This window comes from Pseudomonas serboccidentalis, assembly GCF_028830055.1.
GTDB classification, from domain to species: Bacteria; Pseudomonadota; Gammaproteobacteria; order Pseudomonadales; family Pseudomonadaceae; genus Aquipseudomonas; species Aquipseudomonas serboccidentalis.
Window position 1 is genome coordinate 2,188,051 of the sequence record NZ_CP101655.1, and the last position, 12,371, is coordinate 2,200,421.

The 12,371-nt window shown below is 59.0% G+C and carries 11 protein-coding genes; 9 read left to right on the forward strand and 2 right to left on the reverse strand.

Annotated elements, in window-relative coordinates:
- Positions 1-172: 172 nt before the first annotated feature.
- Both NN484_RS10120 and NN484_RS10125 read right to left on the reverse strand, forming a co-directional pair.
- Positions 173-1,309 (reverse strand): catalase family protein, encoded by a 1,137-nt coding sequence (locus tag NN484_RS10120; protein ID WP_274659034.1) that lies wholly within the window; start codon positions 1,307-1,309, stop codon positions 173-175.
- Positions 1,310-1,335: 26 nt separating this feature from the next.
- Positions 1,336-3,144, reverse strand: a complete 1,809-nt coding sequence (locus tag NN484_RS10125; RefSeq protein WP_215502955.1) for a di-heme-cytochrome C peroxidase — start codon at positions 3,142-3,144, stop codon at positions 1,336-1,338.
- A 270-nt stretch (positions 3,145-3,414) separates the two neighbouring features.
- Here NN484_RS10125 and bamJ point away from each other — a divergent pair, with 270 nt between their 5' ends.
- From bamJ to NN484_RS10170, 9 genes are all read left to right on the forward strand, one after another.
- Positions 3,415-4,131 carry a BamJ family beta-barrel-assembly machinery protein gene (gene bamJ, locus NN484_RS10130; protein WP_127652611.1) on the forward strand — a complete coding sequence of 239 codons (717 nt, stop codon included), beginning with the start codon at positions 3,415-3,417 and terminating at the stop codon, positions 4,129-4,131.
- A gap of 295 nt (positions 4,132-4,426) precedes the next feature.
- Positions 4,427-4,882, forward strand: coding sequence for a YkvA family protein (locus NN484_RS10135; RefSeq protein WP_127652610.1), 456 nt, complete (start codon positions 4,427-4,429; stop codon positions 4,880-4,882).
- A 113-nt stretch (positions 4,883-4,995) separates the two neighbouring features.
- Positions 4,996-5,337: a helix-turn-helix domain-containing protein gene (locus NN484_RS10140; RefSeq protein WP_127652609.1), complete on the forward strand. Its 342-nt coding sequence runs from the start codon at positions 4,996-4,998 to the stop codon at positions 5,335-5,337.
- Complete coding sequence (locus NN484_RS10145) at positions 5,334-5,705, forward strand: hypothetical protein (protein WP_003223109.1); 372 nt, start codon at positions 5,334-5,336, stop codon at positions 5,703-5,705. Before NN484_RS10140 ends, NN484_RS10145 begins: the two co-directional genes overlap by 4 nt.
- Complete coding sequence (locus NN484_RS10150; RefSeq protein WP_274659035.1) at positions 5,706-6,113, forward strand: tetratricopeptide repeat protein; 408 nt, start codon at positions 5,706-5,708, stop codon at positions 6,111-6,113.
- A gap of 239 nt (positions 6,114-6,352) precedes the next feature.
- Positions 6,353-11,116: an RHS repeat-associated core domain-containing protein gene (locus tag NN484_RS10155; RefSeq protein WP_274659036.1), complete on the forward strand. Its 4,764-nt coding sequence runs from the start codon at positions 6,353-6,355 to the stop codon at positions 11,114-11,116.
- Positions 11,117-11,120: 4 nt separating this feature from the next.
- Positions 11,121-11,531: a hypothetical protein gene (locus NN484_RS10160; RefSeq protein ID WP_215502925.1), complete on the forward strand. Its 411-nt coding sequence runs from the start codon at positions 11,121-11,123 to the stop codon at positions 11,529-11,531.
- 93 nt (positions 11,532-11,624) lie between these two features.
- Entirely contained in the window at positions 11,625-11,864 is a 240-nt protein-coding gene (locus tag NN484_RS10165) for a hypothetical protein (protein ID WP_274659037.1), read from the forward strand.
- Positions 11,864-12,280 (forward strand): hypothetical protein, encoded by a 417-nt coding sequence (locus NN484_RS10170; RefSeq protein WP_274659038.1) that lies wholly within the window; start codon positions 11,864-11,866, stop codon positions 12,278-12,280. Before NN484_RS10165 ends, NN484_RS10170 begins: the two co-directional genes overlap by 1 nt.
- The last annotated feature ends 91 nt before the right edge of the window (positions 12,281-12,371 follow it).

Sequence of the window (12,371 nt, forward strand, 5' to 3'; positions counted from 1 at the left end):
AGAAAGCCCGCCTAGTGCGGGCTTTTTGCTGTCTGCGATTTAAGAAAATTGCTCGATTCTGCGCGGAATCCGTGTAGGAGCTGCGGCACGCTGCGATCTTTTGATCTGGCTTTTAGAGATCAAAAGATCGCAGCCTCGTTTCACTCGACAGCTCCTACAGGGGTTGTGATTCTCACTGCTCGGCATTGCGACTGTGCCGATAGTCACTCACCGCCTCATACACCGCTTTGCGCAAGCGGTTGATCCCGCCAATCGGCCGATGCGCCTCGATACCAAACCACGGGTTGAACGACAGGTTGTCGCACGCCAGATTCAGCGCCGGCGTGTCGAAGTCCTGGGCAGGCAGGGTAATGCGCGCCACGGTTTCGAACGGTGAGTCCTGCTCGCGCCATTCGATGCTGGTGTCCTCGATCGGCATGGACTTGTTCGCGTCCTGGCGCTGAATCTGCAACACGAAACACGCAGGCACGCGATCCGTCGACAGTTGCTGGTTCAAGGCGTTGCGCAGGAAGTTCGGCAAATCGTGGTTTTGCGGGGGCAGGGTATACGCCGGGCAGTTATCCGGATCCGGCGTGACCCGAAACTTCGCATTGGCCTCACCGAACTTGTAGGGCGATACCGAAAAGTATGTGGCCCCGGTCGGGCTGTCCGGCGCTGGCGCCAGCGTCGCCAGGGCAATCGCCAAGTGGCGGATCTGCCAGGTGCGCGGATCCCAGCCGGGGAAAAACGCCATGATCTTTTTGCCGTCAGCCTGAGCCGCCACATTCTGACGATACTCGGCGACATCGCTGACAAAGAAATTCGGGTGGCTGAACATCACAAAGTCTTGCTCGCGCCGATCCTGACGGTCGCCGAGCAACGGTTTGCCGGGAACATCGAGCAGCTTGATCGCCATGCCCCGCGCGTCACGGATGCTGTCGAACTGCGGGTAGGCGTTGCCATTGGACAGGCGAATCATCGCCTGCCAGGTCTTGCCCGGCTGGCTGAAAACGCCCTGGCGCAGCGATGGCGTCAGTTCCGGCAACACCGTCACCTCGGCTTTTACGCAACCATGCGCCTTGGCATGCGCATCGCGCAGGTAGCGTGTGCCTTCGCGGTGTTGATCGACGATGCGTATGGCGGTCTGGATCACGTCCTGGGTCATGGCCGCTTCACCGGCGGGAATCTGTTCCTGCGCCGACACCGGGCCGCGGTGTTGCCAGGCGAACCATGCGCTCGCGATGACCCAGCCAAGCAGGCCGATCACCAGCAATGCCAACAGGGTTTTGCCCAGCAGTCGTCCCAGCCACAGCCAGATACGGGCGAGCATGGACGGTCTTTTGTATGAGTTGATCATCATGGCAATTGCGCCTCCAATGGCCCGCCGAGGACTTTCAGGTACTCCAGCAATGCCCAGCGTTCTTCCGGTTGCAGCAGTCGGCCGATGACGCCCTTACCACGCTCGCCGGCGCGAAATTCGTGGCCGCTGTTGTGGTTGCCGGTGATCCGCGTGTCGAACAGAAAGCCATTGGTGAAGGCCTCGGTGCGATATCCCAGATGGTGAGGGTCGTATTCGAATGAACCCTTGTAGAACGTGGGCGCGCGCTCATCCTGCGGCGACAGCAATTGATATATGCTCGGCACCGAACCGTTGTGCAGAAACGGCGCAGTAGCCCAAACGCCAGCCAATGGCCTGGCCTTGTAAGCGACTTTTTCGCGCACGCCGATCGGCAGGCCGAAGCCGTCCAGCCCGGGTTTCTCCTGCGCTGTGACTCCGGCCTCGCGATAGGCGCGGTTTTCAACGAATGCAGTGACGTAGGCCAGGCCTTTAGCCACCGATAGCTGGCTCAGATCCAGTGGTTCCGTGGGCGTCGGATGCAACTTCACGTCCATCTGCTCAAGTTCTTTGAGATTCCATTGCAGCGGCGTCAGGTCGAAACGGTGGCTGGCAATGTTGATGGCGGCGTTCGGATCAGTGCCGATCACGTCCACCGGCAGCATGTGCAAATGCTGCACCCAGCGCTGGCCTTCCTGAGTCTTGCGCGGCATGTGGCAACTGGCGCAGTTCTCGGCAAACAGTGCGCGGCCCTTGGCGGCCAGCGGTTTATCGACAGCGCCGAGCACGTCCTCCGGCCAGGCGGGCGGTTGCAGGCGTTGCAGGGTTTCTTCGATGGTATGCAGATCGCGCACGCGCACACTGGAGGCATAACGCGCATCGCCCTGCAGCGGCTGACCGTTGCTGTCGAAGAAATTCAGCGTGGCGCCGACGCCCAGCGCCTCTCCGATGTTGCGCGCCATTGGTTGCTGCGCCGAGCCGTTCCATTGCACCCAGTCGAAGGTCCACATGTCCCACAGTTGCGGGTAGTCCACCGGGGCATTGGCCACGCGGTAGTTGGCGGGGGAGATGGCGTCACCGAAGGTGGCGTTGGCGATGCGGCCGAAGGCATCGGTGCGCCCGGGGCCTTCTTCGGTCGGGTAGAGGCCGCGGTGGGTGTCGTTCCAGGCGACTTTCAGGAAAGTGTTCAGTGAAACCTTGAAGTCCTTGCGCAGTTGTTCGTGGCGCGCCTCGTAGTCATTGCCCAGCACCTGTCGGGCGAACCGTTCGAATTTCCAGGGGTTGTAGTAAGTCGAGGTCAGACTGGCGACCAATGCCTGTCCGAAACTGCCACCGCGCAGTGTAGGAACGCTGGAGGGCAACACATGTTGCGCCGAACCACCGTCAATCCGCACGGCCTGGCCCTTGAAGCGCAATTCGCCGGTGTGGCAGGCGGCGCAGGTGATATCGAGATAGTGCTCGGTGCCGCCGGGATTCTGATGGCGGGCGAAGCCGACCGGCAGATTGCCGGGATTGTTCGCTGTGGCTTGTTGTTGCGGATCGACCAGAAAACCGAAGCGTGCGAGGTATTCCGGGGACGCAAAGCGCTGCTGCGAGAAGGGCAGCTCCAGCGCCTGGAACCACTCATAGCGCAGGCCTTTGACCTGCGTGCCCTGGGGGGTGAAGTAGTAGGTCTGGCGTTCTTCCTCACTCCACTGGTTCAGGTAATGCACCTGCTGGGCGGGGGTGTAGAACGGCAGTTTCGGGTTGGCGACGTAATACAGAACCACGGCGAGAGCCAGGCCCAGCAGTACGATGATCAGCGTCAGCACACGGAATAAGAGGCGCAAGTTAAACATCCTTGTCGAGTTGTTGCGCTGTTATGCCTCAGCTGTTGCAGGTGTAGCAAGTGGCCATTACGCCAACGGTCGCGGGAAATCTCCTCAGCCCATGTCAGGCCAAGATGACAGAAGCTTCATCGTCGCTTTTCCCGAATGCGTTTTAATCCCTGAACTTATCGGACGTTTCCTGCTCTCATGCCGGTAGCCATTGGTCGTGGCGGCCTGATAAGCTCGCGGCTTTACTCGATTGCCCTTTCGGCGCATGAACAAGGAAATAGCATGAAACAGCATCGGTTGGCGGCGGCGGTAGCCCTGGTTAGCCTGGTCCTCGCGGGTTGTGATTCGCAGACCAGCGTAGAGCTGAAAACCCCGGCGCAAAAAGCTTCCTACGGTATCGGCCTGAACATGGGCAAGAGTCTTGCTCAAGAAGGCATGGATGATCTGGACTCCAAAGCGGTAGCCCAGGGCATCGAAGATGCCGTTGGCAAGAAAGAACAGAAGCTGAAAGACGACGAACTGGTCGAAGCCTTCGCCGCGCTGCAAAAACGTGCTGAAGAGCGTATGGCCAAGATGAGCGAAGAGTCGGCAGCCGCCGGCAAGAAATTCCTCGAAGAAAACGGCAAGAAGCCGGGTGTCACCACCACGGCTTCCGGCCTGCAGTACGAAGTGGTCAAGAAGGCCGACGGCCCACAGCCCAAGCCGACCGACGTAGTGACCGTTCACTACACCGGCAAGCTGACCAACGGCACCGTATTCGACAGCTCCGTCGAGCGCGGCAGCCCGATCGATCTGCCTGTCAGCGGCGTGATCCCGGGTTGGGTCGAAGGTCTGCAACTGATGCACGTTGGCGAGAAGTACAAACTGTACATCCCTAGCGATCTGGCCTACGGCGCACAATCGCCAAGCCCGGCAATCCCGGCCAACTCGGTTCTGGTTTTCGACCTGGAACTGCTGGCCATCAAGGATCCGAGCAAAGAAGACGCCGCCGCCAAGTAAACCGGCAATGGCTTCGACAACAACGCCTCGCAATTGCGGGGCGTTGTTGCATCTGGAGGATGGCAAGGGTAAACAGAGCGAACGGATGCCACTGGCAGCAGTCCTAGAGATTGAGACCGCCAGCGCTAGACGCCCTGAGCCGCCAAGTCAATGAAATATTGGGGTTTTTTATGTGAGTAAAAAACGCCCGATCTGAGCGCAGCCCTTGTAATACGGGGCTCTCAGCGCTGAAATGCAGCTCTGTTCACAAGGTTATCCACAATTTGTGTGGATAACATTTCAACGGGAGAAATAGATGAAAGCACCGTGGAATTTCACCCGATTTCTACCCTTGGCCGGACGCCTGCTGGCCCGCGGCCGCCTGCCGACCCTGCTGTTTGCCGTCGCCAGCAAAGGTGCCGCACAAGGCAATCGTCTGGGCAAGCTCAAGGATGATCTGCGTTTGCTCCAGGCGCTGTGCCTGGCCTACTGGCGCGGTGAATACCGCGCCATCAGCCCCAAGGCGTTGATTTCGGTGGTGGCGGGGTTGATGTATTTCCTCAGCCCGGTGGATGCGATCCCGGATTTCATTCCGGTGTTCGGCATGCTTGATGACATCGCCGTCCTCGCCTGGCTGATGAAAACCCTCGACGATGAACTCAGCGCCTTCCGGCAGTGGCGCAACCGCCAGCAGCCGGAAAAGCTGGCGGTGGTCGAGCGTCTGCCCGATACCCCGGAACAACTTCAGCTTCAGGGCCCGAAAAAGCCCTGATTCATTCCTGCCTGCATACAGATAGATACCCCCCGCGACCTTGGCCGCTGTTAGGATTACACTTCTAGGGAAAAGTGCCGACTCGCTAAGTGTTGTTGTCCTACGGGGTAGTCATGGATATTCAGATAATTGCACGCGATGGCGAACCCGAATATGCGGTTCTGCCATGGCCTCAGTATCAGGCTCTACTGAAAGCAGCAGGCATCAACGAAACACCGTCGCAGCAGGCCCCGGCGCCGCTCGCGGCAACACCGGATCCGATTCTTCCAGGTCTGGATCAATTACGCAGTTTGCGCGAAGGGAAGGGCATCGCCATTGAGGCGCTGGCCCGCACGGTAGGCATCAGCCCGTCTTATCTGGCCATGATCGAAAGTGGCGAGCGTCAACCTGACGCCGCGATTCGCCGCAGCCTGGCCTGGGAACTGACGGTGCCCGGTTGGAGGGATGAATCGTGAGCGTACGCATCAGTCGGCAACATTGGGATGGATTGCTCGGAGAATTGGACCAGGCGCGCAGGCAGCGCCATCTACTGACCTATCGGGCGTTGCTCGAACGTTTGCAGTTGCCGACGCCGGCGATGCAAACCCTGACTGCGGCACTGGAACATCTGGCCGCGCTGGACGCCAAGGCTGAACAACCGTTGCGCAGTTCGCTGGTGATCAGCCAGGGCGCGAGCCGCCTGCCACGTACCGGTTTTTTTGAATGCGTTGAACGTCTGGGGCGTTTCTCCGGGCCATCCGATGGTGTCGCGGCAGCCTCCTGGCACGCATCGGAAGTGGTCAGGGTCTTCGAATACGAGTACCCGGAATCGGCGGAGGCCTGAGTGTTCTTACGACTCAAGGCGCAGGTCAGTTACTGGCTGGCTCGCCGGTTGTTTCACTGGTCGTGGTTTGTCCGTCAGCCAAAAGGCTGGCGCTGGCTCGAAGGGCAGTTTGCGCGTATGGCCAATCTTGGCGATGTCGGCGCGCAGAGCTTTTACGGACACATCCTGACGTTTCGTGGCGTTGGCCTGGGCGCCCGCGAAGAGGGTGTGCGGTTGTTGCGTCTGGCGGCACTCGCTGGTGATGGCAAGGCGGCCTATCAGGTCGGTGTGATCTGCCTGACCGGTACTGCGAGCAAGGCGCCGGATCCGGCAGAGGCGGCGCGCTGGTGGACCCTGGCCGCCAAGGCCGGCCACCCGCTGGCCGAGCTTAAGCTCAAGGAGTTGAGCGCTCGGGACTCAACGCAGTAAATCCATATGTGTCGGCCCGATAAACGTGGCGCGAGGGAAACCTCGCGCCACGTTTTGCGTTTAAATCCGTACGATTTGTAGTTATGGGGCTTTTGAGGACTAGTCCTACAGTAAACGCCTACTCGCCTGACTTCTTTCCTGATTGATCCCCCGCAAAGTCCCCGCGCCTAATTTTTGCGCGAGGGAACGTTCATGTTTGACCCGGTTTTTCATTCCACCCCGCACGGTGGCGTGTGCTGATGGACGCCGTCAGCCGTATCGAGCAGGAACTCGACAGCTTCCCCGACACCCTCAGCCTCTATCGCCAGCAACTTGAGCATTGGTTGAGCCGCACGGCTGATCAGGTCAGCCACGCGGCGGATCTGCCGTCGCTGATGGGCATGGAGCGGATCATCCGCTTCGGTGATCGCACCACCACCGTCAGCAGCGGCGACAACGCATTCTTCTCCAGCGTCGTGCAGTGCCCGGAAAGCGGGGTGCTGGCGATCGAGAGCAAGTTCGAGTCGGTGTATGACATCCCGCTCGGCGACATCGTGGTCGATGTGGTGGCGGTGGAGGGCGCAAAGGTCACGCCGGTCACGCTGGATGCGCAGGGTAAAGGCTCATTCACCGGCGAGGCGGGCAAGTTCTACCGGGTACAGGTTCGCAGTGAGGTCACTCCCAAGCAGTTCAACGATCTGTTTGCCGCTTATGACGGGCTGACGCGTGAGCTCAATGGCTGGCTGCGCAGCGAGTGGCAAGGGTTCAAGCCGCAATGGTCGCAGTCGGTAGCGACGGCGGCGGGCAACGGCATGCTCGCCGGGAGTTGGGCGGCGATCGAGGGAGTGTGGGACAGCATCGGGCTGCTGTCGGAAATTCTGCAGGATCCGCGCAAGTTTGCCGAGCGCTTGGGAAGTGCGGCAGATGATCTGATTGCGCTGGCGCAAACCGCTCCGCAGGTGATGGAGAAGCTGCAACTGCTGGTCAGCGACGAGGCGGCGCTGTGTTTGCTGCTGCGCACCGCGAGCTTGTGGCTGGAGATGCTGCCACCCAGCGAAATGGCCGGGAAAACCGCTGAAGCGGCGTCGATGATCATCGTGCAACTGTTGATCGACGTGCTGATCGGCATCGTCCTGACGTTCGTGGGGGCTGGCGCCGGGATTGCCTATCTGACCCTGCGTCTGGCGGACCGCGCAGCCCAATTATTGTCGATTGTTAAACGATTGGTGAAGGCGATGTTTGGCATCGTCAGCACGTTTATCGAATACGTCGACCGCTACAAAAACGTCGCCGCGCGGGGCATTGCCGCCGGGGTGAAAAAGGGCCGCATGCAATTGCGCTGGGATGCGAAGCGCAACGCCGCGCTGAAGAAAAACGAACCCCACGACGACTCACCCGATCAAGCAAAAAACCCCAACGGCGACAGCGCCGATTGCGTGCCGCTGACCTGCACCAACGGCTGCCCGGTGTCGATGGTCACCGGTGAAGAACTGCTGACCCTGACCGATGGTTCGCTCGACGGGGTGCTGCCGTTCGAGTTCACCCGCCTGTATCGCACCAGCGCCGTTGAGATCGATGTCGGGCTGGGGTTTGGCTGGAGCCATTCACTGGCCCATCGGCTGGTCCTCGATGGCGATGCGGTGGTCTGGGTCGATCACGAGAACCGCCGCACACGGTTTCCCATGCCCAGTGTTCAGCGGCCGGCGATTCACAACAGCCTGTCGCGCGCGGCGATTTTTCTCGGGGATGAACCGGAGGAATTGATCCTGGCGCTGGCGGGGAGCGCGGCGCGGTTTTATCACTTTCGCGCCGGGCGGCTGACGGCGATCAGTGATGCGTATGGCAATCGCCTGCGGGTTGCTCGTGATCATCAGGAGCGCATTGTTCGCTTGGACAATGGTGCGGGTCGGTCGCTGGGGTTGCGTTACGACCGGGCGCATCTGGTTGCCGTCGACTATCAGTCCTTTGCTTCTGACGGGACTGGCTGGCACACCGAACAGACCCTCGTCAGCTACCGCTACGACGCCCGTCAACGTCTGCTCGAAGCGACCAATGCCGCCGGTGACAGCGAGCATTACGACTACGACGATCAGCACGTCATCCTGCAGCGGCAACTGACGGGCGGAGCGAGCTTCTTCTGGGAGTGGGAGCGCGCCGGCAAAGCCGCGCGTTGCGTGCGGCACTGGGCGTCGTTCTCGCAGATGGACAGCCGTTACGTCTGGGCCGACGACGGCAGTGTGGCGGTGCACTACGTCGACGGCAGCGAAGAAACCTACGTCCACGATGACAGCGCGCGGCTGGTGCGCAAGGTCGAGGCCGATGGCGGTGAGCACCTCAAGGCCTATGACGATGCCGGACGGCTGATCGCCGAGCAGGATCCGCTGGGGGCGGTCACCGAATACCGCTACGACGAAGTCGGACGCTTGGTGGCGCTGCTTCCGCCGGAAGACGAGCCAACGTCCTACGAGTATCGCAACGGTTTCCTGCACAGCCGTTCCCGCGGCGAGGCGGTCTGGACATTTCGGCGCAACGCCGAGGGGGATGTCACCGAGGCGGTCGATCCCGACGGGCTGGTCACCTATTACTACTACGACACCCGTGGGCAGTTGCTGTCGATCCGTTACCCGGACAGCAGTCGGCATCAGTTGGTCTGGAACGACCTCGGCCAACTGACCGAAGAAACCCTGCCCGACGGTGGCGCGCGGCGTTTTTCCTACGACACGCTGGGACGACGGATTACCTCTTGCGACGAACACGGCGCGATGACCCGCCAGCAGTGGGACGCCGTTGGCCGACGGGTCCAGACGACGTTGCCCACAGGCGCCACCCGCGCCTACAGCTACGGCGCTTACGGCCAGGTCACTGCCGAGCGCGACGAACTCGGGCGCATCACCCGTTACGAGTATGACGACGACCTGCACCTGGTCTCGCGCAAGATCAATCCCGACGGCACCCGGGTGCAGTATCGCTACGACCATGCGCAACTGCTGCTGACAGAAATCGAGAACGAGTCCGGGGAAAAGTACCGACTGGACTACACGCCGACCGGACTGATCCGACAGGAAACCGGGTTTGACGGCCGACGCACAGCCTACGCCTATGACCGCAACGGGCATCTGCTGGAAAAAACCGAATTCGGGGATGACGGCTCGACGCTGGTCACCGCTTACGCGCGCGATGCCGCCGGGCGCCTGCTGCTGAAAACCCTGCCCGACGGGGTTCAGGTGGCTTACCGCTATGACCGCTTAGGCCGATTGACCGGGGTTGATGACGGGCAGAAACATCCACTGGCGTTCGAATACGACCGGCAGGACCGGTTGATCACCGAACATCAGGGCTGGGGCACGTTGCGGTATGCGTATGACGCCTGCGGCCAGCTCAAACGCCAGCGTCTGCCGGACAACAGCAAGCTCGACTATCACTACGCCAAGGGCGGCGCGCTGACCGCCATCGACCTTAATGGCGCGCGGCTGACCAGCCACGTCTATCAGTCCGGTCGCGAACAACAACGGCAACAAGGCCTGCTGCGCAGCGATTATGCCTACGACGATCAGGGGCGTTTACTCGCTCACGCGGTAGGCCATCAGCACGAAGCGTTGTATCGCCGCGATTATGCCTACAGCGCCAACGGCAACCTCGAGCACATTGCCGACACCCGCCACGGCCAGCGCACCTACGGCTACGACGCTCTCGACCGGCTGATCCGCGTGCGCCACTCGCGCGACGAACTGCCGGAATCCTTCGCCCACGACCCGGCCGGCAACCTGCTGATGCAGGATCGGCCCGGCCCCACCCGGATCAAGGGCAACCGCCTGCTGATGCAGGGCGACCGTCATTACGACTACGACGCCTTCGGCAACCTGATCCGCGAGCGTCGTGGCCGCGATCAACAGTTGCTCACCGAATACCGCTACGACTGCCAACACCGCCTGATCGGCCTGACCCGCCCCGACGGCAACACCGCGTCCTACCAGTACGACGCCTTCGGCCGACGCATCCGCAAAACCGTCGACGGCCAGAGCACCGAGTTTTTCTGGCAAGGCGACCACCTCGTCGCCGAAAGCAGCCAGAGCCACCACCGCAGCTACGTCTACGAACCCGGCACCTTTCGCCCGCTGGCGCTGCTCGACGGCAAAGGCCCGAAAAAAGCCTGCCCGTTCTACTACCAGCTCGACCACCTCGGCACCCCGCAGGAACTCACCGACTACAGCGGCGAAATCGTCTGGTCGGCGCAATACGACGCCTACGGCAAGGTCTCGGCAATCACCCTGGCCGGCGAAGACTACCTCGACCAGCCGCTGCGTTTTCAGGGTCAGTATTTCGATGCGGAGAGCGGGCTGCATTACAACCGGCACCGCTATTACGACCCGAGGTTGGGGCGGTATCTGACGCCGGATCCGGTGAAGCTGGCTGGAGGACTGAACCAATACCAGTACACGCCGAATCCGACGGGGTGGGTGGATCCGTTGGGGTTGAGCTCGAACTGTCCGCCGCCGAACAGGCCGGGCTGCGAGGTGCCGGGTGGGGCTGGTGGGGCTAAGGTTGATGAAGGAGAACCTGAGCTTCCGAAGCCGAAATTAAGCGCAAGGGAGGCCGCGAAGAAAGAGATTGAGAGGTTAAATGACAGTCAGCGGATGCATATGGTTGGTAAGCATGGCCCTGAGCTACCAGATGAAAAATTTAAACAAAGGGCTATTGATGGAACGGACCCGATTACGGGTCAACAAAGAAGGGGGCGAAATGCTGGTGAGGGCAACCCGAGCTCCAGATTCTACAGTTGGGAAATCATGCTTGAAGCCTATGTCCTCGCAACCACTAGGGTTGAACGCGGACTTCCTCGTTACACCGGACAGGATAGGCAGGGCGCCAACGTTGTAAAGATGAGGCTTCCTGACGCAGGGGAAGGTTACAAACCAAATAGAAGGGACAAAGAAAATCCTAGATTGATTACCAATATGGGAGGGTTCGAAATGAAGTTTGATCCCATTACAAACGTACCATTTACTCTTTATCCGACGGAGTGACTTTATGTATATAGATCCTGAAACATCGAAGCCTTATCTACCGAGCCCCGCATATTTTTTGTGTTGTTTTGATGTTTATGATCGTGAAGAAACTCTGGGGGATGAGCTTGAGCAATATAACCCGAATATCGCGGTAGATAGGGAGGTGCTTATTCTAAAATATTGCATGCCTATGAAGCGGTCGTATCGGCAGAAATTTTTACTTGTAGGATGTCTGAAGTCTGCGTTGCAAGACGAGAGATACGATTTTAAATCCCTTTTCCAATATGATCCTGAAGCTTGTTCTTCATTTCCGGATGGTTGGGATGAGATGGTCGATTCAAGGGTTTTTTTTGAAGATATATATCGAATAGCTATGGTTGAGTGGGGGGCAGAATTAAAGAAGGCTAGCTTGGAAGACCAAGCTACGTGGTGAATGCGTTTAGTGAATTATGATGTTGTTGTGGAGTGGTGATGGAAAATGTTTAGAGGCGTTTATAGTTCACGGTTTGTAACCCATCGAGCGCAGTTGAATGCTTATAACGAAGCGATGACAAGAGAGACAAGGAAGATGTCGCGATTTACGGGCGAGGACAGTATGGGTAATTTGGTTGTGAGAATGGCTGCCGAAAATGTGGGGCAAGGATACGAACCTAACCCATTAGATCCCTCAGAACCCCGCTTCATTCAAAAGATGAATGGGTTTGAAATGAAATTTGACTTTGAAACGTTGCAGCCCTTCGCTCTGTATCCGGTGGAGAGTGTTTGATGTTGATGCATCCCTATCTTGACATTCCATACAGCCCTCAGTTGAAGCACTTTCTTGGAGGGTTCGATATATACGATCGCGAGGAGACGCTGGGTGCGGAGTTGGCGAAATACGATCCTGAGTGTCCTTCAGATAGAGCAGACCTAATTTCTAAGTTTATTGTGAGAAGATTTTCGGGCTTGACTCATCGGCACAAGTTTGTCTTGTTTTTCGTATTGGGTGAGGCTCTGGATGACGATACGAGTAAGCTCTCTGAGGTCTTTAAACATGATCCTTTCTCTCATTCATTGCTTCCAGTTGGCTGGAACGAAATGAAAGATCCGAGAAGTTTTTTTGAGCACGTGTACTCTATCCTGTCCGAAGTCTGGATTGATGAGTTATACCGCGCCAGTCAGGAAGATTGCTCAACGTGGTAGGCGGGGCGGCACTAGAAGCTGAATCTAGGGTGACTTTACTGACCCCTTCGCGAGCAAGCCCCCTCCCACAGGGATTTGTGTCGTCTTAGGC